30 protein-coding genes are annotated in these 23,561 nt (G+C 72.0%); 17 read left to right on the top strand and 13 right to left on the bottom strand.

Annotated elements, in window-relative coordinates; all coding sequences use genetic code 11:
• Positions 1–138: 138 nt before the first annotated feature.
• Entirely contained in the window at positions 139–1,662 is a 1,524-nt protein-coding gene (exaC, locus tag ACQEVI_RS17045) for an acetaldehyde dehydrogenase ExaC (protein WP_432900895.1), read from the top strand.
• Between the two features lie 81 nt (positions 1,663–1,743).
• Complete coding sequence (locus ACQEVI_RS17050; RefSeq protein ID WP_432900896.1) at positions 1,744–2,154, top strand: DUF779 domain-containing protein; 411 nt, start codon at positions 1,744–1,746, stop codon at positions 2,152–2,154.
• Between the two features lie 22 nt (positions 2,155–2,176).
• Here ACQEVI_RS17050 and ACQEVI_RS17055 read toward each other — a convergent pair whose 3' ends face one another.
• Positions 2,177–2,590: a hypothetical protein gene (locus ACQEVI_RS17055; protein WP_432900898.1), complete on the bottom strand. Its 414-nt coding sequence runs from the start codon at positions 2,588–2,590 to the stop codon at positions 2,177–2,179.
• A 127-nt stretch (positions 2,591–2,717) separates the two neighbouring features.
• Between ACQEVI_RS17055 and ACQEVI_RS17060 the strand changes: the two genes are divergently transcribed.
• From ACQEVI_RS17060 to ACQEVI_RS17070, 3 genes are all read left to right on the top strand, one after another.
• Positions 2,718–3,503 carry a MerR family transcriptional regulator gene (locus ACQEVI_RS17060; RefSeq protein ID WP_432900900.1) on the top strand — a complete coding sequence of 262 codons (786 nt, stop codon included), beginning with the start codon at positions 2,718–2,720 and terminating at the stop codon, positions 3,501–3,503.
• A 189-nt stretch (positions 3,504–3,692) separates the two neighbouring features.
• Entirely contained in the window at positions 3,693–4,538 is an 846-nt protein-coding gene (locus tag ACQEVI_RS17065; RefSeq protein WP_432900902.1) for a PfkB family carbohydrate kinase, read from the top strand.
• Complete coding sequence (locus ACQEVI_RS17070; RefSeq protein WP_432900903.1) at positions 4,529–5,167, top strand: nucleoside/nucleotide kinase family protein; 639 nt, start codon at positions 4,529–4,531, stop codon at positions 5,165–5,167. The genes ACQEVI_RS17065 and ACQEVI_RS17070 overlap by 10 nt, the downstream gene beginning before the upstream one ends.
• A gap of 15 nt (positions 5,168–5,182) precedes the next feature.
• Here the strand turns inward: ACQEVI_RS17070 and ACQEVI_RS17075 are convergent, their stop codons facing one another.
• Together ACQEVI_RS17075 and ACQEVI_RS17080 are read right to left on the bottom strand one after the other, a co-directional pair.
• Entirely contained in the window at positions 5,183–5,818 is a 636-nt protein-coding gene (locus ACQEVI_RS17075; protein WP_432900905.1) for an Rv3235 family protein, read from the bottom strand.
• A 75-nt stretch (positions 5,819–5,893) separates the two neighbouring features.
• On the bottom strand, positions 5,894–6,682 hold the full coding sequence (locus tag ACQEVI_RS17080) for a hypothetical protein (RefSeq protein WP_432900907.1): 789 nt from the start codon (positions 6,680–6,682) through the stop codon (positions 5,894–5,896).
• Positions 6,683–6,835: 153 nt separating this feature from the next.
• On the opposite strand from ACQEVI_RS17080, the gene ACQEVI_RS17085 reads away from it, so the two are divergent.
• Positions 6,836–7,390 (top strand): hypothetical protein, encoded by a 555-nt coding sequence (locus ACQEVI_RS17085; protein WP_432900908.1) that lies wholly within the window; start codon positions 6,836–6,838, stop codon positions 7,388–7,390.
• A 109-nt stretch (positions 7,391–7,499) separates the two neighbouring features.
• On the opposite strand, the gene ACQEVI_RS17090 is transcribed toward ACQEVI_RS17085, so the two are convergent.
• Positions 7,500–7,718 (bottom strand): helix-turn-helix transcriptional regulator, encoded by a 219-nt coding sequence (locus ACQEVI_RS17090; RefSeq protein WP_116673897.1) that lies wholly within the window; start codon positions 7,716–7,718, stop codon positions 7,500–7,502.
• A 207-nt stretch (positions 7,719–7,925) separates the two neighbouring features.
• Here ACQEVI_RS17090 and ACQEVI_RS17095 point away from each other — a divergent pair, with 207 nt between their 5' ends.
• From ACQEVI_RS17095 to hisN, 3 genes are all read left to right on the top strand, one after another.
• On the top strand, positions 7,926–8,615 hold the full coding sequence (locus ACQEVI_RS17095) for a hypothetical protein (RefSeq protein ID WP_432900910.1): 690 nt from the start codon (positions 7,926–7,928) through the stop codon (positions 8,613–8,615).
• Entirely contained in the window at positions 8,612–9,895 is a 1,284-nt protein-coding gene (locus tag ACQEVI_RS17100; RefSeq protein ID WP_432900912.1) for an AAA family ATPase, read from the top strand. The genes ACQEVI_RS17095 and ACQEVI_RS17100 overlap by 4 nt, the downstream gene beginning before the upstream one ends.
• 107 nt (positions 9,896–10,002) lie before the next feature.
• A complete protein-coding gene (gene hisN, locus ACQEVI_RS17105; protein ID WP_432905975.1) occupies positions 10,003–10,788 on the top strand; it encodes a histidinol-phosphatase in 786 nt (261 codons plus the stop codon).
• A gap of 48 nt (positions 10,789–10,836) precedes the next feature.
• Here the strand turns inward: hisN and ACQEVI_RS17110 are convergent, their stop codons facing one another.
• The gene (locus ACQEVI_RS17110) at positions 10,837–11,400 is read right to left on the bottom strand and encodes a DUF6912 family protein (protein WP_432900915.1); all 564 of its coding nucleotides are present in this window, start codon (positions 11,398–11,400) and stop codon (positions 10,837–10,839) included.
• 148 nt (positions 11,401–11,548) lie between these two features.
• Here ACQEVI_RS17110 and ACQEVI_RS17115 point away from each other — a divergent pair, with 148 nt between their 5' ends.
• On the top strand, positions 11,549–12,184 hold the full coding sequence (locus tag ACQEVI_RS17115) for a DUF6928 family protein (RefSeq protein ID WP_432900917.1): 636 nt from the start codon (positions 11,549–11,551) through the stop codon (positions 12,182–12,184).
• Between the two features lie 89 nt (positions 12,185–12,273).
• Positions 12,274–12,702, top strand: coding sequence for a VOC family protein (locus tag ACQEVI_RS17120; protein WP_432900919.1), 429 nt, complete (start codon positions 12,274–12,276; stop codon positions 12,700–12,702).
• Between the two features lie 27 nt (positions 12,703–12,729).
• Here ACQEVI_RS17120 and ACQEVI_RS17125 read toward each other — a convergent pair whose 3' ends face one another.
• From ACQEVI_RS17125 to ACQEVI_RS17145, 5 genes are all read right to left on the bottom strand, one after another.
• On the bottom strand, positions 12,730–13,263 hold the full coding sequence (locus tag ACQEVI_RS17125; protein ID WP_432900921.1) for an endonuclease V: 534 nt from the start codon (positions 13,261–13,263) through the stop codon (positions 12,730–12,732).
• A gap of 2 nt (positions 13,264–13,265) precedes the next feature.
• Positions 13,266–14,402: a ribosome small subunit-dependent GTPase A gene (gene rsgA, locus ACQEVI_RS17130; RefSeq protein WP_432900924.1), complete on the bottom strand. Its 1,137-nt coding sequence runs from the start codon at positions 14,400–14,402 to the stop codon at positions 13,266–13,268.
• 42 nt (positions 14,403–14,444) lie between these two features.
• Positions 14,445–15,770, bottom strand: coding sequence for a 3-phosphoshikimate 1-carboxyvinyltransferase (aroA, locus tag ACQEVI_RS17135; protein ID WP_432900926.1), 1,326 nt, complete (start codon positions 15,768–15,770; stop codon positions 14,445–14,447).
• A gap of 53 nt (positions 15,771–15,823) precedes the next feature.
• Positions 15,824–16,297, bottom strand: a complete 474-nt coding sequence (locus tag ACQEVI_RS17140; RefSeq protein ID WP_432900929.1) for a DoxX family membrane protein — start codon at positions 16,295–16,297, stop codon at positions 15,824–15,826.
• A gap of 119 nt (positions 16,298–16,416) precedes the next feature.
• On the bottom strand, positions 16,417–16,659 hold the full coding sequence (locus ACQEVI_RS17145; protein WP_432900932.1) for a hypothetical protein: 243 nt from the start codon (positions 16,657–16,659) through the stop codon (positions 16,417–16,419).
• A gap of 31 nt (positions 16,660–16,690) precedes the next feature.
• On the opposite strand from ACQEVI_RS17145, the gene ACQEVI_RS17150 reads away from it, so the two are divergent.
• A complete protein-coding gene (locus ACQEVI_RS17150) occupies positions 16,691–17,485 on the top strand; it encodes a sigma-70 family RNA polymerase sigma factor (RefSeq protein WP_432900934.1) in 795 nt (264 codons plus the stop codon).
• Positions 17,482–17,757: a mycothiol system anti-sigma-R factor gene (gene rsrA, locus ACQEVI_RS17155; protein ID WP_432900935.1), complete on the top strand. Its 276-nt coding sequence runs from the start codon at positions 17,482–17,484 to the stop codon at positions 17,755–17,757. Before ACQEVI_RS17150 ends, rsrA begins: the two co-directional genes overlap by 4 nt.
• 114 nt (positions 17,758–17,871) lie before the next feature.
• Here the strand turns inward: rsrA and ACQEVI_RS17160 are convergent, their stop codons facing one another.
• On the bottom strand, positions 17,872–17,946 hold the full coding sequence (locus tag ACQEVI_RS17160; protein WP_156968370.1) for a 50S ribosomal protein bL37: 75 nt from the start codon (positions 17,944–17,946) through the stop codon (positions 17,872–17,874).
• A gap of 177 nt (positions 17,947–18,123) precedes the next feature.
• Between ACQEVI_RS17160 and ACQEVI_RS17165 the strand changes: the two genes are divergently transcribed.
• The 3 genes from ACQEVI_RS17165 (at position 18,124) to ACQEVI_RS17175 (ending at position 20,529) form a co-directional block, all read left to right on the top strand.
• Positions 18,124–18,990 carry a DUF4097 family beta strand repeat-containing protein gene (locus tag ACQEVI_RS17165; RefSeq protein WP_432900938.1) on the top strand — a complete coding sequence of 289 codons (867 nt, stop codon included), beginning with the start codon at positions 18,124–18,126 and terminating at the stop codon, positions 18,988–18,990.
• Positions 18,990–19,670, top strand: coding sequence for a PadR family transcriptional regulator (locus tag ACQEVI_RS17170; RefSeq protein ID WP_432900940.1), 681 nt, complete (start codon positions 18,990–18,992; stop codon positions 19,668–19,670). Before ACQEVI_RS17165 ends, ACQEVI_RS17170 begins: the two co-directional genes overlap by 1 nt.
• Before the next feature lie 61 nt (positions 19,671–19,731).
• Complete coding sequence (locus ACQEVI_RS17175) at positions 19,732–20,529, top strand: hypothetical protein (RefSeq protein ID WP_432900943.1); 798 nt, start codon at positions 19,732–19,734, stop codon at positions 20,527–20,529.
• Between the two features lie 80 nt (positions 20,530–20,609).
• Here the strand turns inward: ACQEVI_RS17175 and ACQEVI_RS17180 are convergent, their stop codons facing one another.
• The gene (locus tag ACQEVI_RS17180) at positions 20,610–21,203 is read right to left on the bottom strand and encodes a GDSL-type esterase/lipase family protein (protein WP_116677529.1); all 594 of its coding nucleotides are present in this window, start codon (positions 21,201–21,203) and stop codon (positions 20,610–20,612) included.
• A gap of 177 nt (positions 21,204–21,380) precedes the next feature.
• The gene (locus ACQEVI_RS17185) at positions 21,381–22,298 is read right to left on the bottom strand and encodes an aldose 1-epimerase family protein (protein ID WP_432900944.1); all 918 of its coding nucleotides are present in this window, start codon (positions 22,296–22,298) and stop codon (positions 21,381–21,383) included.
• Between the two features lie 181 nt (positions 22,299–22,479).
• Between ACQEVI_RS17185 and ACQEVI_RS17190 the strand changes: the two genes are divergently transcribed.
• Entirely contained in the window at positions 22,480–23,475 is a 996-nt protein-coding gene (locus ACQEVI_RS17190; RefSeq protein ID WP_432900947.1) for an aldo/keto reductase, read from the top strand.
• The last annotated feature ends 86 nt before the right edge of the window (positions 23,476–23,561 follow it).

Raw genomic sequence — 23,561 nt, forward strand, 5'->3', positions numbered from 1 at the left:
GTCACGGTCCGGTTGCAACCCCGATGCAACGCCCCGCTGCCTAACCTCGGCCCACCCGGTTGCACCGCCGCATCCGGGCGTGACTCCGCCGTCGGGCATCCGACGACGGGCACGGGAGAACCTGCGAGGAGGCAGACCATGACCGTGTACGCAGCCCCGGGTACCGAAGGTGCCATCGCCACGTTCCGGCCCAGGTACGACCACTGGATCGGGGGCGAGTACGTGGCCCCGGCGAACGGCCAGTACTTCGAGAACCCCAGCCCCGTGAACGGGCGGACGTTCACCGAGGTCGCGCGCGGCGACGCCGACGACATCGACCGTGCCCTGGACGCCGCGCACGGCGCGGCACCCGCATGGGGGCGTACCTCGGCCACCGAGCGCGCGATCATCCTGAACAAGATCGCCGACCGCATGGAGGAGCATCTCGAGGAGCTGGCCGTCGCCGAGACATGGGAGAACGGCAAGCCGGTCCGCGAGACGCTGGCCGCGGACATGCCGCTGGCCATCGACCACTTCCGCTACTTCGCGGGTGCGATCCGGGCGCAGGAGGGGTCGATCAGCGAGATCGACGGCGACACCATCGCCTACCACTTCCACGAGCCGCTGGGCGTGGTCGGGCAGATCATCCCGTGGAACTTCCCGATCCTGATGGCCGTGTGGAAGCTGGCACCAGCACTCGCGGCGGGCAACGCCGTGGTGCTCAAGCCCGCCGAGCAGACGCCGACGTCGATCCTGTACCTGATGGAGCTCATCGCGGACCTGCTCCCGCCGGGCGTCGTGAACGTCGTCAACGGGTTCGGCGCGGAGGCGGGCAAGCCGCTGGCGAGCTCCCACCGGATCCGCAAGATCGCGTTCACCGGCGAGACGACCACGGGCCGCCTGATCATGCAGTACGCGTCGCAGAACATCATCCCGGTGACGCTGGAGCTGGGCGGCAAGTCGCCGAACCTGTTCTTCAGCGACGTCGCGGCGGCGCACGACGAGTTCTACGACAAGGCACTGGAGGGCTTCACGATGTTCGCCCTCAACCAGGGCGAGGTGTGCACCTGCCCGTCGCGTGCGCTCATCCAGGCGGACATCTACGAGTCGTTCCTGGCCGACGCCGTCGTGCGCACCGAGGCGATCAAGCAGGGCAACCCGCTCGACACCGACACGATGATCGGCGCGCAGGCGAGCAACGACCAGCTCGAGAAGATCCTCAGCTACTTCGACATCGGCAGGGCGGAGGGCGCCAAGGTGCTCACCGGCGGGTTCCGGGCGGAGCTGGACGGGGACCTGGCGGGCGGGTACTACGTGACCCCCACGATCTTCGAGGGCAAGAACTCCATGCGGATCTTCCAGGAGGAGATCTTCGGGCCTGTCGTGGCGGTGACGGAGTTCGCCGACTTCGACGACGCGATCAAGCTGGCCAACGACACCCTGTACGGGCTGGGCGCCGGCGTCTGGACCCGGTCCGGCGCCGACGCCTACCGGGCGGGGCGCTCGATCGAGGCGGGCCGGGTGTGGACCAACAGCTACCACACCTACCCGGCCGCCGCGGCGTTCGGCGGGTACAAGGGCTCGGGCGTGGGACGCGAGAACCACAAGATGATGCTCGACCACTACCAGCAGACGAAGAACCTGCTGGTGAGCTACGCGCAGGGCAAGCAGGGCTTCTTCTAGGAGCGAGCCCCCGTGTCAGACGTACAGGTCGCTCGGGTGACCTGTACGTCTGACACCGCACCCCACACGAGGAGGATCGCCATGTCCAAGGACGCCCGGTCGCGCCAGGGGGCTCCCGCACGGGTCGCCCTGACCGACGCCGCGGCAGCGCTGCTCGTGCGCCTGCGCGACAAGCACGGCGAGCTCATGTTCCACCAGTCCGGCGGCTGCTGCGACGGCTCGTCGCCCATGTGCTTCCCGGACGGCGACTTCATCACCGGTGACGCCGACGTGCACCTCGGCGACCTCGCGGTCGGGCCGGACGGTGCCGCGTTCACCGTCCCGGTCTGGATGAGCCGCAACCAGTTCGAGTACTGGAAGCACACGCACCTCACGATCGACGTGGTCCCCGGCCGCGGTGCCGGGTTCAGCGTGGAGGCACCCGAGGGTGTGCGCTTCCTCATCCGGTCCCGGCTGTTCACCGACGAGGAGTGGGAGCTGCTCCGGGGCTGACCCGGGGACCCGCCCGCACCCGTCAGTCCGGTGTGAGGGGACGGACCCCGTGCGCCGTCGCGAGGAAGAATCCGGCGAGCGTGATGCCGTGCTCCGCCGCGGCCGAGCGCAGGGCCGCGCGCCAGGCGAGATCGTCGAACGAGGCGACCGCCGGCCCCGGCCGTTCGAGCATCAGCACCACCGAGGAGCCCGGCTCGTCCCGCAGGATCTCGTGCCAGGCCTGACCCAGGTTGCTCACCATGAGCACATCGGGCTCGTCCGGTACGTGGTCGATCGGCACGATCACCGGCAGCGGGCAGCGCCGGTGATCCAGCATGACGAACCACAGCGTGCGGCGGCGCGGTGTGACGCCGTCGTGCAGGAACCTCACGAACGCGAGCAGGGCTGCGTCGTCGGTCAGCGGTTGATCCGGGATGATGTCACTTGATGTGGTCATGGCTTCAGTATCGACGGGCGGGCGCAGGGGCGATCCGAGTTATCCACAGGTAGCTGTGGCATCCGGCCGAAATTTCTCGGGATCAGGGCTTGAAGTTGACGCGACGTCAACCTCTACGGTGATGAACATGCACTGGTCCATCCAAGAGATCGCACGGCTGACCGGCGTCACGAGCCGGACGCTGCGGCACTACGACGCGGTAGGGCTCCTGCCCGCCGTCCGGACGACGGCGAGCGGCCCACGCCGCTATGACCGCACCGCCCTGGTGCGGCTGCAGCGGATCCTGCTGCTGCGCGATCTCGGTCTCGGCCTCGGCGACATCGCCGAGGTGCTCGACAGCGAACAGGACGAGGCGAAGGCGTTGCGCCGGCACCTCGACTCGCTGCGGGCTGAGCAGCACCGGCTGGCGCGGCAGATCGCGTCGGTCGAACGAACGGTCGCCGCTCTCGAGAAGGACCCCGAAGCGAAGGAGGACATCATGGCGAAGGACATGCTCGACGGATTCGACCACACCCAGTACGAGCAGGAGGTGACCGAGCGGTGGGGCCGCGACGCGTACGCGAAGAGCGACGCGTGGTGGCGCGGGCTCGGCAAGGAGGGGCAGGACCGGTTCAAGGCGGAGGTGCAGGCACTGAGCGCTGCCTGGACCGAGGCCGGGGAAGCAGGCCTGGACCCCGCATCGGACGAGGCCCAGGCGATCGCCGCCCGGCACGCGGCGTGGCTCGTCGCCGTCCCGGGCACGCCTGGTCACGAGCAGGGCCGCCCCGACAAGGGCTACCTGCTGGGGCTCGCCGACATGTATGTGGCGGACGACCGGTTCGCCGCGAACTACGGCGGCACGGGAGGTGCCACGTTCGTCCGCGACGTGCTGCGTGTCTACGCCGAGCGGGCCTACCCGAAGGGCGAGGTCTGAGCCCGGTACGGGTAGCGCAGAAGGCAGGTCTCGTCGTCGGCCGGCGCGTCGGTGGGTCCGAACAGGGCCCGGGCGCGCCGGCCCGGCTGCGGTCACTTCAACACCAAATCCTCGGTCACTGACACTCAGTTTCACAGGTAGCCTCTGCACATGCCCGACGTGCCAGCCAAAGTCAACAAAAACACGCCCGTGACCTGCTGGTTTGCCGGCCTGGCGACGCTCGATGTGATCCACCGCAGCGCCGTTCGGCCGGGTCCGAACCAGAAGATCACCGCCGTTCGTCAGGACGTCTCCGCGGGCGGCCCGGCCGCGAACGCCGCGGTCACCGCCGCGACGCTGGGGGCGCGGGCCCTGCTGATCAGTGCCCTGGGCTCGGGTCCGGTCGGTTCGGCGGCACGCGGTGACCTCGAGCGGCACGGCGTCGAGATCTACGACACCGCCGAGGGGCACGAGATCCCGCTGGCCGTCTCGGCGGTGATGGTCGACGACGCGACGGGCGACCGGTCGGTGGTCTCGCCCGACGCCATGCTGACCGAGAGGGTCGACGTCACGCCAGGTGCTCTCGACACACTGCCGCGGCCCGCCGTGGTCCTGCTCGACGGGCATCATCCGGATCTCGCGCGGAGTGTCCTCGCGTACGCGAACGCCCTGGAGCCGCGCCCTCTGATCGTGCTCGACGCAGGCCGCTGGCGGCCCGTCTTCGCCGATCTGATGGGGCTGGCTGACGTCACCGCCCGGTCGGCGGACTTCCGCGCTCCGGCCGGTGTGGCGCCTTCCCGGGCCACGGTCGCCACGCACGGGCCGGACCCTGTGACCTGGTGCGACGCCGATGGACGGCACGGCACCACCGAAGTACCGAAGGTCGACGTGCGTGACACGCTCGGTGCCGGCGACGCGTTCCACGGCGCACTGGCCGTGGCGCTCGCCCGCGGTGCGGACCTGGAGGCGGCCGTCGAGGAGGCGGTGCGGGTGGCGTCGCTCCGCGTGCAGTACGTCGGGCCCCGCTCCTGGCTGGAGAACCTGACGTGCGCCTGACCACGGCCGAGCTCGTCGGACGGGCGGCGGAGCTGGCGGCCCAGGCCGCGCACAGCGGGCGGGCGCGGGTCCTCGGCATCACCGGACCGCCCGGCGCGGGAAAGTCGACGCTGGCCGCCGCGCTGGTCGAGGGCCTGGCACCCGGTACCGCCGTCGTGGTCGGCATGGACGGCTTCCACCTCTCGAACGCCGTCCTGGAGGCACTCGGCCGCCGCGACCGCAAGGGCGCCGTCGACACGTTCGACGACGCCGGGTACGCCGCCCTGCTCCGCAGGCTCGCCGACCGGCTCCCGGGCGACCCGCCCGTCTACGCGCCGGAGTTTCGCCGCGAGATCGAGGAACCGATAGCCGCGGGCACCGTCGTCGCCGACGAGCCGCTGGTCATCACCGAGGGCAACTATCTGCTCGCCCCCGGCGGCGCCTGGCCGACGGCTCGTGCCCACATGGCGGAGGTCTGGTATGTCGACCTGCCGGACGCCGAGCGTCTGCGGCGCCTCGTCGCCCGGCACCAGGCCTACGGCAAGCCGCTGCCCGACGCCGAGGCCTGGGCCGGCGGCACCGACCAGCGCAACGCGGAACTGATCGCGGCGACCCGGGACGAGGCGGACCTGATCATCGAGTGGGTCTGACCGGCCGGGTCCGTGTCAACCGATCTCGAGGACCGCTACCCGCCAGACCCCGCGCCGCGCCTCCAGCCGGACCGCAGCTGCCCGGACACGGCCCTCGTCGTGCAGGATCACCGTCGCCTCGGCGGACGAGGTGCCGAGCCGCACCATCCGCACGCGTCGGACCGTCGCCGCGTGCGCCTTGGGCCGCGGCGGCCGGCTCTGCTGCGCCTCGCGCATGAGCCTTCCGCGTTCCAGGAGCTGGTCGTAGACCTGCGGGGTGACCCAGCGGGCGAGCTGTGCCGCGGGCCGCTCGCCGCGCAGTACCTCGACGGCCGCGCGGACCACGCGGCACACCTGCGCGGTCGGGTCGGGGAGGGTCGGGTCCGGCTCGGGGGTCGGCCGGCCGGTCACTGCCTCCAGGGCCGCGGCCGCGTTCTGCAGGTCCGAGTACGGCGTGCCGCCGATCCGCATGCGCCGCAACCGCCGGCCGATCCCAGGGCCGGTGACCGGGCCGACCTGCGGCGTGGCGGGCCGACGGATCGGTGTGGTCGGGGTCTTGGCCGGGGCGGCCGCACGGGCCGCCGGCGTCCGGCGGGCGGCCGGGATCGGCCGGGCCTGCCGGGCACCACCGGGTGTGCTCTGTGCCGGCGGATCCTGCGGGAGTGTGGTCATGGTGTCTCCTGGGGCGAGGCGGAACGGGGCGGGGCGTCAGTGCGGGCGGTCGGTGATGGGCCGGCCGCCGTCCGGTCAGGGCTGCCGCAGCACCATGCCGGGGCGGATGAGGTCGGGGTTCGCACCCAGCGTCTGACGGTTGGCGTGATGCCAGCGCGTGACGGCGGCGGCGATCTCGGCGTCGGACAGGGGCGTGCCGGCCTGTTCGGCGGCGAGCCTGCCGGCCGCGATCGCCCAGAGCGTGTCGCCGGGTTCGACGACGACCAGCGGCTCACGTCCGGTCCCGGTGCGCTGGCCGCGGTTGACCAGCGACAACCGTTCTGGTCTCGGCCGCTGGCTCGACGACGCCGAGCGGTTCGGCGCACGGGCGTCTGCCCGGTCCGCCGCCACCCGCTCGGTCGGCTGCCAGCCGAGGTCGAGGACGACGGCGGTGCCGCCGCCCGCGGACGGGTCCGTCCCAGAGGCAAGGTCGGACGCCATGGCAGTGGGAACAGTGAGGGCGAGTCCCACACCGGCCCCTGCGGCAGCGCGGGCGAGGCGACGGACGAAGGCCGGTGCGTGCAGTGCGACGGCTCGTTCGCCTGCCGCCCAGCGTGGACCCCAGCGGCCCGCGACGACACAGGCCAGGGCCAGGAACGCGTGCAGGCCGACCCAGCCGGCCATCAGCGTGCCGGTAGCGACTGTCGCGAGCTCGACGATGTCCTCGACCGGGAAGAGCGCGGCACCCAGGTCCGAACCGACCTGCCAGGTGCGCACGCCGAGCGCGCCGGCGGCACCGGTGAACGCGACGGCCAGGATGGCCAGGCCTGCCAGGCTGCGCCGAGCGCTCGTCGATGGAGTGCCTGGGAGGGCGTTGTTCGACATGGTTCCCCCTGCGGTAGTCGGCTACTGAACTCATCGAACTCTTCAGGGCCGTTTGATAGTGTTTGATGTTTTCCGATGGCCGATATTCAACCTCGGTGCCGCTGGGGTGTCCACCGGAGAGCGAGATGGCTGTGGATGACGCAGGGTGGCCTCATGGCATTCATGCACCCGGGTGGTCCCACTCGCTGGGAGGCGCTCTTCGGGGACCTCGAGGCGCAGGCCCGTGCGCAGTCGGCGGCGGAGTCCGATGCGCTGGTCTCCGAGATGACGCGCGCCGAGCATGCGACGATGACGCTCGCGGACCGGTTCCGCGCCGTCGTCGGGGCGGTGGTGACGCTGGAGCTGCTCGCCGGCGCCCCGCTGCGGGGCGTCGTCCGGGAGACAGCGGACGAGTGGGCGCTGGTGCAGGGCGTCCGGCCCGAGCCGGTCGTCCAGCACCTCGTGCCGCTGGCGGCGCTCACCGGGGTGCACGGGCTTGCCCGTCAGGCGGCGCCGGCGACGTCGCGGCGTGCCGCGCTGGGGCTGGGTCCGGTGCTACGGGCGCTGCAGCGCGACCGGGCACGTGTCACGGTGCGCACGCTGAGCGGCATCGTGGGCGGCCGGATCGCGCGGGTCGGGCGGGACCACCTGGACATCGATGTGCTCGACGACCGCGGAACTCGCCTGGTTCCGTTCAGTGCCTTGCTGGTCGTGAGCGAGGCGCCCTGAATCGTTCAGGACCCTTCAGGGTCCTTAACAAATAACGCAAATGGAGAACGGGACCGGTGTCGCTCGGCATCGAGTGCGTCCGGTCCCGTCGGTGTACAGCTGAGGGCTTTCAGGCGTCCGTGGTCGCCGAGCCCTTGAGTCGTTCGCGGCTCTTTGCATACATGCGCTCGATGTATGCCTCGAGCTCTGCGGCTTCGACGCGCCAGACCTTCTTGGGGCCTACCTGGATGGCGGGAAGGTCGCCGGTCCGAACCAGTGCGTAGCCCTGGGCCATCGAGATGTTCAGTGTCTCGACCACGTCGGCCAGAGAGAGAAAGCGCTTTTCCATGGGAACAGTGTGGCACGAGACACCGACATGAGGGGGTTATCCACAAGAAGTGTCTATCTGATGCCGGATCGGCGGCGTTCGATCACTATGGTTCCGGCGCTCTGCCTACGCTGTGCGCCATTCTGTCCGGATCGTCGCTTCGACTCGTACGCGAAGTTGTACGCGAAGGTCCAACCAAAGTCCACCAAAGTACGCGGAAGGTTCGAGATGACGTATGCCCCGGCACCCCCGGGCCAGGGTCAGGCTCTCCCCGAGCCGGTGGCCACGCGGCTGCGGCGACCTCGTTGGCGTGATCCGCGCCTGCTGACCGGCGTCGTCATCGTCGCGGTGTCGGTGGCGCTCGGCTCGTGGGTGGTCTCGTCGGCGAGCCGCACCGTCCCTGCCTTCGTCGCGGACGGTGCGCTGACACCCGGTGAGCCCCTCACGGCCGACGGGCTGCGTGCCGTGGACGTCCGGCTCGGTGCCGGGACGGGCCGATACCTTCCTGCGGACGAGCCGCTGCCCGCCGACCTCGTGGTGCTCCGTGTGGTGGACGACGGCGAGCTGGTCCCGCTGACCGCGCTCGGCGCCGATGCCGACGTCCGATCCGTGGCGGTGCCGGTCGCCTCCGGTCTCTCGGACCGGATCCGGGCCGGGGCGGTGGTGGACCTGTGGTTCGTGCCGGACGCACCGATCGCACCGATCGCGCCGGACGCCGCCGACGACAAGCCGGTGCCGAGCACGCTCGCACGGAACGTCGTCGTCGAGCAGGTGGATGCCGACGAGGGCGGGATGATCGTGGACGGCACCGTGACCCTGCACGTCCTGGTCCCGGCCGACTCGCTCCCGACGGTGCTGAGCGCGCTGTCGGACGCCGGCACGGTCGCCGTCGTACCGGTGGCTGGTGACGTCGGATGAGCGAGGAGCGGACGGTCACCGTGCTGGTGGCGGTGCACACGCCTGAGGTGGAGGCGGACGCCGTCACCGTGCTCGGCGCTCAGCCGCAGGTGACCGTGGCGCGCCGGTGTGCGGAGCTGGCAGAGCTTCTGGCGGCCGCCGAGGCCGGGGCGGGGACGGCCGCCGTCGTCTCGGGGGACCTGCCGGGCCTGGACCGGGAGGCGGTGGCGCGGCTGCGCGGCGCGGGCCTGCGGGTCGTGGCCCTCGACGACCGGGCGGCCCCCGCTGAACGACTCGCGGGGCTCGGGTGCGACGTCGTGGTGGCCGAGGGGGACGCGGAGAACCTGGTCGCCGCGGTGCGTGGCGACGCGCCGGAGGTAGCGGCACCCGCGGCCGCCCTGCCGGACCTCGGGGGCCGGCCCGGCACGATCATCGCGGTCTGGGGTCCTGTCGGGTCGCCCGGCCGGACCACCACCGCCATCGAGCTCGCCGCGGCCCTCGCCGGGGTCGGGACCGCCGCTCCGCGCCGTTCCGGCCTGCTGCGCCGGCCGCGTCCAGCGGCGCCGCCGAACGGCGCGCGCACGGTCCTGCTGGCGGACGCCGACACGTACGCGTCGTCGGTGACCTCTCGCCTCGGGCTGCTCGACGACGCACCGGGCCTCGCGGCCGCGGCCCGCGCAGCCGGGCAGGGCGTGCTCGACGTCGTGACGCTCGCCGGGCACAGCCCGGTGGTGCTGCCCGGCGTGCGGGTGCTGACGGGCATCACCCGGGCGTCTCGCTGGCCGGAGCTGCCCGCCGCCTCGCTGGACATGGTGTTCCAGCGGTGCCGCGAGCTCGCCGCGTGGACCGTCGTCGACTGCGGTCCGGTCCTCGAGACCGACGAGCTCCTCATGTACGACACGCGTGCGCCCCAGCGCAACGGCGCGACCCTGAGCGCCCTGCAGGCGGCCGACATCGTAGTGGTGGTCGGCGGGGCGGACCCGGTCGGCCTGCAGCGCCTGGTGCGGGGTCTGGAGGACCTGCGTGACGCCGCGGTGCCCGTGCCCGCGGCGCGGCTCGTGGTGGCGAACCGCGTCCGCGACTCCGCCGTCGGGCGCCGGGCCGAGTCCCAGGTCCGCGACGCGCTCGCGCGGTACGCGGGGGTCGACGACGTGCACCTGGTGCCCGACGACCCGGTGGGCCTCGACGCCGCGCTGCTGGCGGGCCGGGTGCTCGCCGAGTGCGCCCCGGGCTCCCCGGCGCGGGCCGCGTTCGTGGGGCTCGCGAGCCGCGTCCGGGAGCTGGTGCCGGCCCCGGTCTGACGGCCCGGCTCCGACCTCCCGGGAGCCGCCGCGTAACAATTCGCCGGATCGGCGCGGCCCAGGACATAAAATATGACCTGGGCCGCTAGGTTGTGGGCGTGGCCGCCATGACGAAGGACAACTACGCCGACGACCTGCGTCTGGCGCACGTGATCGCCGACCAGGTCGACTCCATCACCATGTCTCGGTTCAAGGCGCTGGACCTCAAGGTCGAGACCAAGCCGGACCTGACGCCGGTCACCGACGCCGACCGGGCGGCCGAGGACTTCATCCGCGGTCAGCTCGCCCGGGCCCGCACGCGCGACGCGATCGTCGGCGAGGAGTACGGCTCCGCCGGGAACGGCGCTCGGCGCTGGATCGTCGACCCGATCGACGGCACCAAGAACTTCGTCCGCGGCGTTCCCGTATGGGCCACGCTGATCGCCCTCGCCGACGGCGAAGAGGTGGTCGTCGGTCTCGTCAGTGCGCCGGCGCTCGGCCGCCGCTGGTGGGCCGCGAAGGGCTCGGGCGCGTGGACGGGCAAGTCCCTGGCCGCCGCCTCGCGGATGTCCGTCTCCGGTGTGTCCCGGATCGCCGACGCGTCCTTCAGCTACGCTTCCCTCGGCGGCTGGGAGGAGCGCGGCTCGCTCGACGGGTTCCTCAACCTGACGCGGGCCTGCGCGCGCACGCGCGGGTACGGCGACTTCTGGTCGTACATGCTGGTGGCCGACGGCGCGGTCGACATCGCCGCGGAGCCCGAGCTCGAGGTGTACGACATGGCGGCACTCGTACCCATCGTCACCGAGGCCGGCGGTACGTTCACGTCCCTCGAGGGCAAGCCGGGCCCGTGGGGCGGCAACGCCATCGCGACCAACGGCAAGCTGCACAAGGAAGCGCTCGACTACCTGGCCTGACCGATCCGCGGTGCCCGCCGCACCGCCGGCCGAGCCTGTCGAGACCGCTCAGCCGCGCGGGATGTTCTTGATCTCGCTCCAGTCGTACCAGAGCAGGTCCCGGTCGGTGACCCGCTGCAGCGCCGCGTCCAGGGCGGTCTCCGACTCAGCGCCTACGTCGGCGGTCGACTCGGCGTCGCTCTCCTCGTCCGCTGCCGCGAGCACGTCCGCGATGTCAGCGGCGGCCTCCAGCTCGTCGACGTGCACACAGACGATCGCCACGCCCTCCACGGTGCTGACGACCTCGACCTCTGAGGCGACCGCCTCGTCGTCGTCCGGGTCGCCGGAGGCCGAGCCCTGGACCGGGCCTACGGCCGTGTCCGGCACCTCGACCGTGATGACCACGCGCTGGTGCGCGGCGTCGGGACGGCCGGCGATCAGCGCGAGGGAGTCGTCGGCGGCGTTCAGCGCTGCGATGTACTCGAGCCCCTCGGCGTCCTCGTCGGGGAGACCTGCCTCGAGGTCCTTCGTGACGGCGTGCACGCGGCGCGGGGCGACGGTCCAGCGGGCAGCCGCGGAGGTGTGGGTGACGGCGTCGAGCTCGTCGAGCGTTGCGGGCACGTAGATGCGCATGTGCCCAGTCTGCCGTGTGCTGGGCCGTGCGCGAGCCCCGGCGAGGCACGCGGGTCCGGTGGCGATGTCGGCGGGTGCCCGTACTCTCGTGTGCGGCGCCGGGGCGGGGCGCCGAGGGTAGGTACCGCAGTCGAGGGCAGGAGACAAGATGGGCGCCAGGACAGCGATGCTCGTGTACGCGGACGGCGACGTGGCGGACGGGCTGGCGGACGCGGCGGAGTTCGCGGACGAGGCGGGCGCGGCCGAGCTGCTCGGCCTGCTGTGGCCGCCGGCACGCATCCAGCCGGACGGCGAGGAACCGTGGGAGCTCGGCGACGCGGTGTTCCCACCGCAGGGCCGGGCGTGCGCGCTGTCGACGCCGGCGGTGGACGTCCTGTGCGACCAGGCGCTCATGCTCGACCGGCCCTCGCAGCTGCCCGCGCACCTGGTCGACGCGAGCCTCGGCCGCACGCTCTACCTGCACGCCATGCACAGCGCCGTCGACTGGTTCGCCTTCGCGGTGTGGCAGGACGGCGCCCTGGTGCGGTCCCTGAGCCTGTCACCCGACGACGGGGTGCTCGAGGACACCGGGGACCGGATGGCGTTCGAGGAGCCGTTCTGGGCGGGCAGGCACCCGGCGCCGGCCGGCACCGCGTACCCGTTCCCCTTCCACCCGCTGGTGCTGGGGGAGCACGCGCTGCAGGAGTTCTTCGGTTTCAGCGGCGACGGGTCCGACGACGGCGGCCCGTCGGCCGGCCGGCTGGACCCGTGGGCCGTCGAGCTGTTCGGCTTCCAGGTCGTGTAGCCAACCGTGCGGGCAAGGGCACCGGACAGGCCTCGCTCGACAGATCGTCGAAAGACTCGTACATTTGTTCGAGAGCAAGGAGGTCTGTCATGTCCGAACCCACAGCCGCCGCCGTACCCGCAGTCATCCCCATGCTGTCCTACCAGGACGGCGTCACCGCCATGGACTGGCTCATCCAGGCCTTCGGCTTCACCGAGGCGGAACGCTGGCTGGATGACGACGGCCATCTCTCCCACGGTGAGCTCGACGCCGGCGGCGGGCGCGTGATGTTGTCGGAGCTCGCTTCCTACGAAGGACCGGCGGCGCACCGCAAGCACTGCACGGCGGCGGACGCGTGGCTGTCGACGCCCTGGGTGATCGACGGGGTGCTGGTCCACGTGGCCGATATCGACGCCCACTTCGCCCGGGCGCAGGCGGCCGGCGCCGGACTGCTCTCCGAGATCGAAAAGGCCCCGTACGGCAGGCTGTACCGCGCCGAGGACGTCGAGGGCCACCGCTGGATGTTCTTGCAGCCCTGAGCTGGTGGCGCGGCCGCGTGGTGCGGTTCAGCCTTGCGCGGGCTCGGCCGGTGCCGCGCCACGCGCCAGCCGGTCCACGCGGCGCAGTGCATCAGGGAACCGTCCGTCTCCGGCCATCCCGTGCACCAGGTCGGCGGCGACCTCAAGCGCCACGCCCGACGCCGTGACGTACAGCGGCCGGACGGACTGACCGCGCAGCACCTCGGCAGCATGAGTCGCGGCGCGGAACCGGGTCTTGGCGACACCGAGCACCACGGGAGCGAGGCCGGCGTCGGCCACATGGGCGCCCAGCCCAGGTCTCCCGGCCGGGTCCAGATCCACGTAGCCGTCGACGATCAGCAGGCCCAGCGGCGCGACGCCGGACAGCACCTGCTTCAGCGCGGGCAGCTCGCGCTCGTAGAAGTGTCCGGGCCGGTACGGAGCGACCGTCTCGACGTGCACGGTGCGCTCCTCGACCAGCGTGGCGAACGACGCGTCCTCGGCGACGACCAGCGCGGCCCGCGCCCCGCCGTCGTCCAGATACTGCACGTCCACCGCGCCGTAGCGCGAGCTGTCGGTCACGGTCAGGCGTCCGAGCCGGTCCGTGACGAGAGCAGACGGCGGAACGAGGTGAGCCGGGCCTCGCGGGCCGGCCGTTCGTCCTCCGGGGAAGCCGCTATCCAGTCGTCGAGCGCGCAGTCCGGCGCGTCCGCGAGGTGCGTGCAGCCGCGCGGGCACTCCTGGGCCACGTCGTCGAGGTCGTCGAACGCCCGCAGCAGGTGCGACACCTCGACGTGCGCGAGGCCGAAGGAGCGGACACCCGGGGTGTCGATCACCCAGCCGTCGAAGACGTCGGAGGGCTCGCCGTCCGACGGCGACACGGGCAGGGCGAGCGCGACCGCGGACGTCGAGGTGTGCCGGCCGCGGCCCGTCACGTCGTTGACCACACCGGTCGCCCGCTTGGCGTCCGGCACCAGGGCGTTGATCAGCGTGGACTTGCCGACGCCGGAGTGGCCGACCAGCACGGACACGAGGCCGCGCAGCCGGCCGCGGACCTCCTCGACCGACTCGGGAGCCAGGACCATGCCCCCGGCCGACTGGCCGGCGACGTTCGCCCGGTCGGCCTCGTCGCTGGACGCCTCCCGGCGGGTCACGACCACCTCGACGCCGAGCGGCTCGTAGAGCTCACGCAGCACGTCGGGGGAGGCCAGGTCGGCCTTGGTCAGGCAGAGCAGGACCGACATGCCGGCGTCGTAGGCGGCGACGACGCAGCGGTCGATCATGCCGGTCCGTGGCTCGGGCTGGGCCAGCGCCGTGACGATGACCAGCTGGTCCGCGTTGGCGACGACTATCCGTTCGTACGGATCGGTGTCGTCCGCGGTGCGGCGCAGCGTCGAGGTCCGCTCCTGGATGCGCACGATCCGGGCGAGCGAGCCCTCGCCGCCCGACACGTCGCCGACGACGTCCACCCGGTCGCCGACGACCACACGCGTGCGGGTCAGCTCCCGGGCCTTCATCGCGGTCACGATCTTCTCCCCGGACGGCCCGGCCGGGCCGGCATCGGCATCCTTGACCAGGAGCGTGTACCGCCCGCGGTCCACGCCGGTGACCAGGCCGGTCACGGCGTCGGAGTGCTCGGGGCGCTGCTTGGTGCGGGGGCGCGAGCCGCGCTTGGACGGGCGGGAGTGGAAGTCCGACTCGTCGACGCCGCGGCGGCCCATCAGGCGGGCCCCATGAGCCAGACGCCCATCAGCAGACGCCCATCAGGAGGCCGAGCCGAGCATGCGGAGCCACATACCGGTGAAGTCGGGCAGCGTCTTCGCCGTCGTGCCGACGTTCTCCACCCGCACGCCGGGCACGCGCAGCCCGAGCAGCGCGGCGGACGTCGCCATGCGGTGGTCGGCGTAGGTGCGCACGACGTCGCCGCGCAGCGGCCGGGGGGTGATGACCAGGCCGTCACGGGTCTCCTCGGCCTGTCCGCCGAGCCGCGTGATCTCGCGGGCCAGCGCCGCCAGACGGTCGGTCTCGTGGCCACGCAGGTGCGCGATGCCGCGGAGCCTGGAGGGGGAGTCCGCCAGCGCGGCCAGCGCCGCGAAGGTGGGGGCGAGCTCGCCCCCGGCACGCAGGTCGACGTCGATCCCGTGGATCTCACCCGTCCCCGTCACGGAGAGGATGCCGTCGGCAAGGGTGTAGGTGCCGCCCATGCGCTCCAGCAGCTCGGGAACCATGGCCCCGGGCTGGGTGGTCAGCGTCGGCCAGCCGGGGATACGGACGGTGCCACCGGCCACCAGCGCGGAGGCCAGGAACGGCGCGGCGTTGGAGAGATCGGGCTCGACGCGGACGTCGCGGGCGGCGATCGGCCCGGGGGAGACGCCCCACATGCCGTCACGCGAGTCGTCGACCACGACGCCGGCGTCGCGCAGCGTGGCGACCGTCATCTCGATGTGCGGCAGGCTCGGCAGCGTGGCGCCGATGTGCCGCAGGGTCAGGCCGCGCTCGAAACGCGCGGCTGCGAGCAGGAGGCCGGAGACGAACTGCGAGGACTCCGAGGCGTCGACGTCGACGGCGCCGCCGAGCACGCTGCCCCGACCCTCCACGGTGAACGGGAGGTGGGTGGGCACGTCGGTGGACCCCGGCCCGGCTTCGGGGTCGTGCACCGTGATGCCGAGGGTGCGCAGCGCCGCGAGCACGGGCAGCATCGGGCGGACGCGGGCCTCCGGGTCGCCGTCGAACCGGACCGGTCCGTCGGCGAGCGCCGCGAACGGGGGCAGGAACCGCATGACGGTGCCGGCCAGGCCTGTGTCCACCTCGGTGCCGCCGGCCACGGGGCCTGGTGTCACGTGGAGGGTGCTCGGGTGGTCACCCACGTCGATGCGGGCACCCAGGGTGCGCAGGGCGCGGATCATGAGGTCGGCGTCCCGGCTGCGCAGGGCGCCGCGCAGGGTGCCGGGCCCTTCCGCGAGCGCCGCGAGCACCAGGAGCCGGTTGGTGAGCGACTTGCTGCCGGGTATCTCGACCGTCGCGTCCAGCGGGGCGCCGGCGAGCGGCGCCTCCCATGTCGGTGCGGGCGCGGTGGTGGAGGAGGTCATGTGCCGAGATTATCGCGGACGGCGCCGGAGCAGCGGCTCTGTGTCGCAGTGCGTCAGGCCTTGACGACGGCTGCCTTTGCCTCCGCGCGCGCGGCACGTGCCTGCTGGACCCGCCAGGACAGCCCCGGCCGGCCTTCGAGGTCGGCGCCCGCGATGAGGGCCGCACCCACGGAGGCGAGGCTGTGCAGGAACCGGTCGGTGCGCACGGGACGCTCTTCCTTCGGGGCGGTGAAGGGCTGGTTCACCACGGCGAGCGGCAGCGTGAGCAGGGCCAGGGCGAGCGCTGAGGCGCGTGGCGCCTTGCCGAGCGCGAGCAGCGTGCCGGCGGCCGCGGTGGCGATCCCGTGCGCGCGGACGAGCGAGGTGACCTGCTTCTCGCTGAGCGGCTCGGCGCCCAGGGCCTGGGTGGCCAGGGCGGACCCGGACCTGGCCGCGGCCACGTGCTCGCTCGGGTTCCGGGCAGCCTGCACCCCGTCGTAGATGAACGATGAGGCCAGCAGGGGTCGCGCGATGTGTCGAAGCAGCATGCCTCCACCTTGGCAGATGAGGGCGGCGAATGCAGCAGGATGGCGGCACGGAAACACACCGGGAATTCGACGCCGGGGGCGGGAGTTGAACCCGTCGTGGAGCGATGCCTCGAGAAGGATCAGGTGGAGAGCAGGGTGATCGACACGGTGACGGACACGGCGACCAGCATGGTGACGGGTGGAGCGGTCGACGCGGGGATGAACCCGATGTCGGGCGTGACCACGGGTTCGACGTCGGGTGCGCAGGTGCCGCCCGTGGGGTTCGGCGCGGTCCCGCCGCACCTGCTCGGCACCTCCGTCGACACCGTGCTGTCCTCGGCGAAGGCCACGGCGGACGCCCTGTCGGCGGCCCTGGCGAACACGGGTTGGCCGACGAGGCTAGGCTCGAGTGCGATGACTGACACTTCCCGCGAGCAGAACCAGGGTGCCGACGCGATCGGCACCGATGTCGGGGCGCGCCCCGACAAGAGCGCGAGCGAGGGTGTTGTCGGATCCACGGAAGCGACCGCGGCCGAGAGCACCACTGAGCCCAGCACCGTGACCAGCCCGGGGACCACCGGCGAGGGCAGCGACGACGAGAGCACCGAGCGCTCCCCGCAGGAGGAGGACGCCGCGGCTCGCGCCGCGCGGTTCGAGCGGGACGCGCTCCAGTACCTCGACCAGCTGTACTCCGCGGCGCTGCGCATGACGCGCAACCCCGCGGACGCCGAGGACCTGGTGCAGGAGACGTTCGCCAAGGCGTTCGCGGCGTTCCACCAGTACCGGCCGGGCACCAACCTGAAGGCCTGGCTGTACCGCATCCTCACGAACACGTTCATCAACAGCTATCGCAAGAAGCAGCGCGAGCCGCAGCAGTCCCAGGCGGAGGACGTCGAGGACTGGCAGATCGCGCGCGCGGCGTCGCACACGTCGCGCGGGCTCCGCTCGGCGGAGGTCGAGGCGCTGGACCGGCTGCCGGACAGCGATGTGAAGCGGGCGCTCGCCGAGCTCCCGGAGGACCGACGGATGGTCGTGTACTACGCCGACGTCGAGGGCTTCCCCTACAAGGAGATCGCCGAGATCATGGGAACTCCGATCGGGACGGTGATGTCCCGGCTCCACCGCGGACGGCGGCAGCTGCGTGAGCTCCTCGCCGACTACGCCGCCCAGCGAGGACTCGTCAGCCAGGCGCCCGGAGGTGCGCAGTGAACAACATCCAGCCCATCCCGCACGACACGGCGGGGGAGTCCGAGTGCGAGCACGCACTGAAACACCTCTACGAGTACCTGGACTCCGAGATGACGCCGGAGGACGAGACGCGCATGCGCGCGCACGTCGCGCACTGCTCGCCGTGCCTGGCGGAGCTGAGCGTCGAGGACCTCGTGAAGCAGCTGGTGCGCCGCTCCTGCAGCGAGCGCGCGCCGGACACGCTGCGGATACGCATCCACGAGCAGCTGACGGTCATGACCGTCGCCGAGTGACCTGTCTGGCTGACCGCGGCCGGGCATGACGAAGGGCCGGGACCCATTGGGTTCCCGGCCCTTTCGCGTGCCCTGGCTGGGCGGCTCACGGTCCTGACGGACGCTTGAGCCAGCTCAGGCGTTGGGACGCTTGCCGTGGTTGGCGGCCGAGCCCTTGCGGCTACGGCGCTTACGACCGCGCTTGCTCATGGGTGTCTCCTGACAGGTGACGGACTGAATGGCTCCATGATCCCACAGATCGTGAGGTTGTCCGGCCGCAAAGGGGTTGCCGGACGAACAAACGCGATATATCGTGAGTGAGGTCAACGCGATATATCGCGTTGAGGCAGCGACGGTCCGAGCCAGCCACGAGCACCGGAGGAACCCATGAGCGCAGACAGCTGGACCGTCACCGGTCCGCAGACCATCGAGCTGGACGGTGTGACCAGCGTCGATGCTCATGTCGTCGACGGCCGGCTCGACATCGTGGCGCACGACGAGCCGGTGGTCCGGGTCGAGGTGCACTCGGTGGAGGGCCGTTCGCTCGAGGTACGCCTCGACGCGGGGCGCCTGGTGATCGAGCACGAGAGCGGCCTGTCCGGCTGGGGCTCGTTCATGAAGCGGTTCGCCGACTTCGGCGGAAAGGCCCGTGCCGACATCCACGTGGCGGTACCGGCCGGGACCGCCGTGCGGCTCGGCACGGTCCGCGGCGAGGGCCTCCTCGCCGGTACGACGGCGGGCGCGTCGGCGTCCACCGTCTCCGGGTCGCTGCTGGTCTCCCGCACCGCCGGCGACCTCCGGCTGAACACGGTCTCCGGCGAGGTGACGGTCCGCGACCATGTCGGCGAGGTCACGAGCAACACCGTGTCCGCCGACGTCGTGGTGAGCGCTTCCGCCGACTCGGTCACGTCGTCCTCGGTGTCCGGGGACGTGACGTTCGACCTGGTGAACCAGCCGCACTCCGTCCGGGTCAACACCGTGTCCGGGAACATGCTCCTGCGGGTGCCGGACGAGCGGGCCGTCGAGGTCTCCGTCCAGAGCGTCAGCGGGCGGGTGACCCTGGGTGGCCTGCAGTTCACGGGCGGCGGTGGCTCGAAGGTCGTCGGCGGCGACCGGTCGGCGGGCCCCGGCGTCATGCACCTGCGGGTGACCGGTGTCTCCGGTGACGTCACGGTGATCGGCGGGCCGCAGGACGCGGTCGCCGACGCTCCGTCCGGCACCGTGCCCGCGGACCAGTCGCCCGTGGAGCTGTAGTGCCTCCGGTGTTCGCCCACGGGGAACTGCGCCTGTACCTCCTGGTGCTGCTCCTGGACGGGCCCCGGCACGGGTACGAGGTCATCACCGAGCTCACCCGGCGTTTCGGTGGCACCTACCGCCCCAGTGCCGGGACCATCTATCCGCGGCTGGCCCGGCTCGAGGAGGAGGGCCTGGTGCGCCGCTCCGTCCCGGGATCCGGTGCCGGGGCGCCGGGCTCACCGGGAGCCGGCCGCAAGGCCACCTACGAGCTCACCCCTGCCGGCCGCGCGGAGATCGACGCGCGTCTCGACGACGTCAGGCGGCTGGAGCGCAGCGTGGCCGAGACGGTGCGCAGCCTGGCGGACGAGGTGCGGGCCGACGTCCGCGACACGATGCGAGGCCTGCGGGCCGAGCTCGCCGCGGCCGCGCAGGAGGTCCGCACACGGCCACGCCCGGATGCCGCGCCCGACCCGCGTCGCACGCAGTCCAACTCCCTGCGGCACGACGCCGAGGCGGTCCTGCAGCGCTTCCGTAACGACGTCCTGGCCGATCTGCGAGAGGCGGACGTCGCCGGTACGGTGTCCGCGCTGACCGTGGAGACGCTCCGCACAGTTCTCGACTCGGCACGTTCCGCGATCCGTGGGACGCTGCCGCACAGCACGACCTCTCCGCCGCGTCGTGCGGACCGAATCCCATGAATGCCATCCGAACTCCACAGCAACCTCCCCAGCAGCTTTTCCCAATGAACGGAGCACAGCGATGACCACCGAGTCCTGGAGCGTGGCCGCCCCGCAGACCATCGAGGTCGGCGGCGCCTCGACCCTGATCGTCCGCCTGACGAACGGACGCGCGGAGATCGTGGCAGACCCGAACCGCACGTCCGGAGCCCTCGTCGAAGTCATCGAGGTATCGGCGCGGCCGCTGCAGATCCTCGCCGAGCACGGCAACCTCCGGGTCGCCTACGACTTCCCGGGGCTCGAGGGCTTCGTGGACCGCTTCCGCGGGCTCAAGGACCAGGACGCAGCAGTCGTCAGGGTGACCGTGCCCGCCACGTCGGTGGTGGACGTCGCCACGGTCGGCGCCGAGGTCGTGGTGACCGGGTCGCAGTCCGGCGTCAACGTCAAGACCGCCGGCGGCGCCATCACCGTGACCGGCACTACCGGGTCCGTGACCACCAAGTCCGGCACGGGAGCGGTCACCGTCGCCGAGCACGCGGGCGACGTGTCGGTCTCGACGGTCTCCGGAGCGGCGTCCGTGGTGGGTGCCCTGGGCCGGGTGTCCGTCCAGACGGTATCCGGTGCGGTCGACGTCACCGCCATCGGCACCACACCCCTCGTCAACGCCAAGACGGTCTCCGGCCCGGCAGCGGTGCAGCTTGACGCCGGGTCCCCGGTCAACCTCCGTGCGCGCAGCGTCACGGGCAAGGTCGTCATCGACGGGGCACAGGCGACGTCCAGCGCGCAGCGCACCGTCGTCGTCGACCACGCCGAGCCGGGTGCGGCGGCGTACATCTCGACCAACACCGTCTCGGGAACGGCCACGATCACCCGCGGCTGACCGAGCTCGGCGAAGTAGAGCGCCTGTCCGGGTCTCCCTGGCGACACAAGGGAGACCCGGACAGGCGCTCTACTTCTCTCTCAGGCGACCTCGTCCTGGGGGAGGCCCAGCCAGGCGTGCCAGCCGGTGTGCAGCACCAGCCACGCCATCAGCCCGTAGCCGGCCTGGCCGGGGTAGACGCCACCACCCTGCGCGAGGTCGGCGAGCCACTGCTCGTGCTGCGCCAGCGGTGTGTACGTGTCGACGTACGGCACCCGGCGCCGGTTGGCGACGTCGGCGAACGCGTCCGACAGCTCCGCGATCCGGCTGCCCTCCGCGGGCAGCCCGGGCGGCGGCCCGACGACGAACGCCGCCGTCCGGTTCGCGTCCGCGACGTCGAGGATGTTCGCCAGGTTCAGCCGCGAGCGCGCGACGGTGAGCCCGGAGGCGACGTCGTGCCGCCCCAGGGCCACCACCAGGCGGTTCTCGACCTCGGAGTCCGAGCCGAACCGCGTGGCGGTCTCCGCCTCCCAGCGGGCGCCGAGCTGCGTGCTGGTCTCGCCGGGCACAGCGAGGGTGAAGAGCATGGCGGGCCGGGAGAAATGGGTGCGTGCGAGGACACGACCGGTCCAGCCGAGCGCACGAGCGTCTCCGACACCCGTGGCCAGCTCGTCACCGACGACGCAGATGCGCACCTCGCGATCCTGCAACGGACTCTCCTTGCCTGTTCCCGGCAGCCTGGCGGACGGCCGGTTCCCCATTGTGGTGCACGGACGGTGGCCGAACAGTGCCAACGCGCCGACGCGTGTGCGCCCACGTGAACCAGCGACACTTTCGCAGCGCCGTCAGTGCGGTGACGTCGAAGGGCGCCGTCAGAGCAGCGTCATCCCCCAGCGGACGGCGTGCCGCTCACCCGGAGCGAGGTGCACGAGCCGCTCGCCCGTGCGGAACGCGTCGGCCACGCACGTCATCGGCTCGGCGGCGAGGCCCATCCGGCGACGGTCCGGGTCGATGTGGTCGCCGGAGCACACCTGCCAGACGTCCTGCGACTCGTCCATCCAGACCGCCGCGGTGCGGCCGTCCGGTGCGGACAGATGGGCCCAGGAGAGGCCGTCCGCGTCGCGCACGACGTCGACGTACGCGTCGTCCAGGTCCAGCCCGGCCGCGCTGCGCGGCTCACGCAGGTCAAAGGTGCCCGACGCTGGTTCGGTGCCGGTCGGGAGCAGCCGCTCGTCGGTCGTGACGCGCGTGGCCGCGTCGAGGCGGACGGTGCACTCGTCCAGGTTCGCGCCACCTGTCGAGAGCCACGGGTGGAACCCGCACCCGTAGGGCGCGGTGCTCCCACCGACGTTCGTGACGTCGAGGATGACCTCGAGGCCCGCGTCGGACAGGGCGTAGCGGATCTGCGCGACCAGCTGGAACGGGTAGCCCGGCCGGGCGACGAGCTCGAGCTCGAGGGTCACGGCGGAACCCGTGTGCTCGATCACCGACCAGCGCTCCCATGCCGCGAGCCCGTGCAGCGCGGTGTTGCGCGCGGGCTCCGTGACGGGCAGCTGGTGCGTCGTGCCGCCGTACTCGTAGGAGCCGTCGCGAAGCCGGTTCGGCCAGGGGATCAGCACGGCACAGTTGAACACCGGGCTGATCTCGTCCGCCCTGAAGGGCACCACGACGTCGCGGCCGTCGACCGAGTACTCTCGCAGCGCCGCACCCACCTGGGTGACCGTCGCACGGTGGCCTTCGTGGCTGATCCGGAACTGGTCCCCGGAAGGGTGGGGCCTGGCCGCAGCCACGGGAGGAATTTCTGTCGTCACACTCACACCGTAACCGTAGGGCAATTTATGCCTGCGCCACGTAGCGTGAGACAGCAGACTAGGGGGTCGGGTTCTGTGACGTTCGCACGACCCCGCTACGAACAGGACCTGATGTCGGGTCCACGCGGGCACGTCTGCCCGCCCATAAGCAGGAGGAACGATGGAACAGCAGGTACTCGGACGGACGGGTCGGCTCGTATCGGCTGTGGGCCTGGGCACCTGGCAGCTCGGCGCTGACTGGGGAGAGGTCAGCGAGGGCGACGCCCGCGCCGTCCTCGAGGCCTCGCTCGAGGCCGGGGTGACCTTCTTCGACACCGCAGACGTCTACGGTGACGGCCGCAGCGAGCAGGCGATCGGATCCTTCCTGAAGGAGCACCCCGACGCCGGCATCACCGTCGCCACGAAGATGGGCCGGCGCATGGACCAGGTGCCGGAGAACTACGTGCTGGAGCACTTCCGGGAGTGGACCGACCGGTCCCGGCAGAACCTCGGCGTCGACCGGCTGGACCTGGTGCAGCTCCACTGCCCGCCCACGCCCGTCTACTCCTCGGACGCCGTCTACGACGCGCTCGACCAGCTCGTGTCCGACGGCGCCATCGCCGCCTACGGCGTGAGCGTCGAGAAGACCACCGAGGCGCTCGAGGCCATCGCGCGGCCCAACGTCGCCAGCGTGCAGATCATCCTCAACGCGTTCCGGCTCAAGCCGCTCGACGAGGTGCTGCCGGCGGCCTCCGCCGCGGGCGTCGGCATCATCGCGCGCGTGCCGCTCGCGTCCGGCCTGCTCTCGGGCAAGTACACCAAGGACACGGTGTTCGCCGAGAACGACCACCGCAACTACAACCGCGAGGGCGCCGCCTTCGACGTCGGCGAGACGTTCTCCGGCGTGCCCTACGAGGTGGGGCTCGAGGCCGCCGCCCGGTTCACGGAGCTGGCGCGGGAGCTCGTCGGCGAGACCCTGACCCCGGCGCAGGCCGCGATCGCCTGGGCCTGGCAGCGACCGGGCGTCTCCTCCGTGATCCCGGGTGCGCGCAACGTCGAGCAGGCCCGGGCCAACGCCGCGGCCGGGCACGCGGAGACGCTGGGCCCGCTCTTCATGTCCGGCGTGCGGGAGATCTACGACGAGATGATCAAGGAGCACGTCCACGACAAGTGGTGAGCTCACCCCGCCGAAGTAGGTAGGTGTCCACGAAGTAGAGCGCCTGTCCGAGTCTCCCTGGTTGCGCCAGGGAGACTCGGACAGGC

The sequence above is a fragment of the Promicromonospora sp. CA-289599 genome (assembly GCF_050936155.1).
GTDB lineage: Bacteria > Actinomycetota > Actinomycetes > Actinomycetales > Cellulomonadaceae > Promicromonospora.

Coding starts and splice junctions, on each gene's coding strand:
- exaC (WP_432900895.1), top strand. CDS start 139: ATGACCGTGTACGCAGCCCCGGGTACCGAAGGTGCCATCGCCACGTTC.
- ACQEVI_RS17050 (WP_432900896.1), top strand. CDS start 1,744: ATGTCCAAGGACGCCCGGTCGCGCCAGGGGGCTCCCGCACGGGTCGCC.
- ACQEVI_RS17055 (WP_432900898.1), bottom strand. CDS start 2,590: ATGACCACATCAAGTGACATCATCCCGGATCAACCGCTGACCGACGAC.
- ACQEVI_RS17060 (WP_432900900.1), top strand. CDS start 2,718: ATGCACTGGTCCATCCAAGAGATCGCACGGCTGACCGGCGTCACGAGC.
- ACQEVI_RS17075 (WP_432900905.1), bottom strand. CDS start 5,818: ATGACCACACTCCCGCAGGATCCGCCGGCACAGAGCACACCCGGTGGT.
- ACQEVI_RS17080 (WP_432900907.1), bottom strand. CDS start 6,682: ATGTCGAACAACGCCCTCCCAGGCACTCCATCGACGAGCGCTCGGCGC.
- ACQEVI_RS17085 (WP_432900908.1), top strand. CDS start 6,836: ATGGCATTCATGCACCCGGGTGGTCCCACTCGCTGGGAGGCGCTCTTC.
- ACQEVI_RS17090 (WP_116673897.1), bottom strand. CDS start 7,718: ATGGAAAAGCGCTTTCTCTCTCTGGCCGACGTGGTCGAGACACTGAAC.
- ACQEVI_RS17095 (WP_432900910.1), top strand. CDS start 7,926: ATGACGTATGCCCCGGCACCCCCGGGCCAGGGTCAGGCTCTCCCCGAG.
- ACQEVI_RS17100 (WP_432900912.1), top strand. CDS start 8,612: ATGAGCGAGGAGCGGACGGTCACCGTGCTGGTGGCGGTGCACACGCCT.
- hisN (WP_432905975.1), top strand. CDS start 10,003: ATGACGAAGGACAACTACGCCGACGACCTGCGTCTGGCGCACGTGATC.
- ACQEVI_RS17110 (WP_432900915.1), bottom strand. CDS start 11,400: ATGCGCATCTACGTGCCCGCAACGCTCGACGAGCTCGACGCCGTCACC.
- ACQEVI_RS17115 (WP_432900917.1), top strand. CDS start 11,549: ATGGGCGCCAGGACAGCGATGCTCGTGTACGCGGACGGCGACGTGGCG.
- ACQEVI_RS17120 (WP_432900919.1), top strand. CDS start 12,274: ATGTCCGAACCCACAGCCGCCGCCGTACCCGCAGTCATCCCCATGCTG.
- rsgA (WP_432900924.1), bottom strand. CDS start 14,402: ATGGGCCGCCGCGGCGTCGACGAGTCGGACTTCCACTCCCGCCCGTCC.
- aroA (WP_432900926.1), bottom strand. CDS start 15,770: ATGACCTCCTCCACCACCGCGCCCGCACCGACATGGGAGGCGCCGCTC.
- ACQEVI_RS17140 (WP_432900929.1), bottom strand. CDS start 16,297: ATGCTGCTTCGACACATCGCGCGACCCCTGCTGGCCTCATCGTTCATC.
- ACQEVI_RS17150 (WP_432900934.1), top strand. CDS start 16,691: ATGACTGACACTTCCCGCGAGCAGAACCAGGGTGCCGACGCGATCGGC.
- ACQEVI_RS17165 (WP_432900938.1), top strand. CDS start 18,124: ATGAGCGCAGACAGCTGGACCGTCACCGGTCCGCAGACCATCGAGCTG.
- ACQEVI_RS17175 (WP_432900943.1), top strand. CDS start 19,732: ATGACCACCGAGTCCTGGAGCGTGGCCGCCCCGCAGACCATCGAGGTC.
- ACQEVI_RS17190 (WP_432900947.1), top strand. CDS start 22,480: ATGGAACAGCAGGTACTCGGACGGACGGGTCGGCTCGTATCGGCTGTG.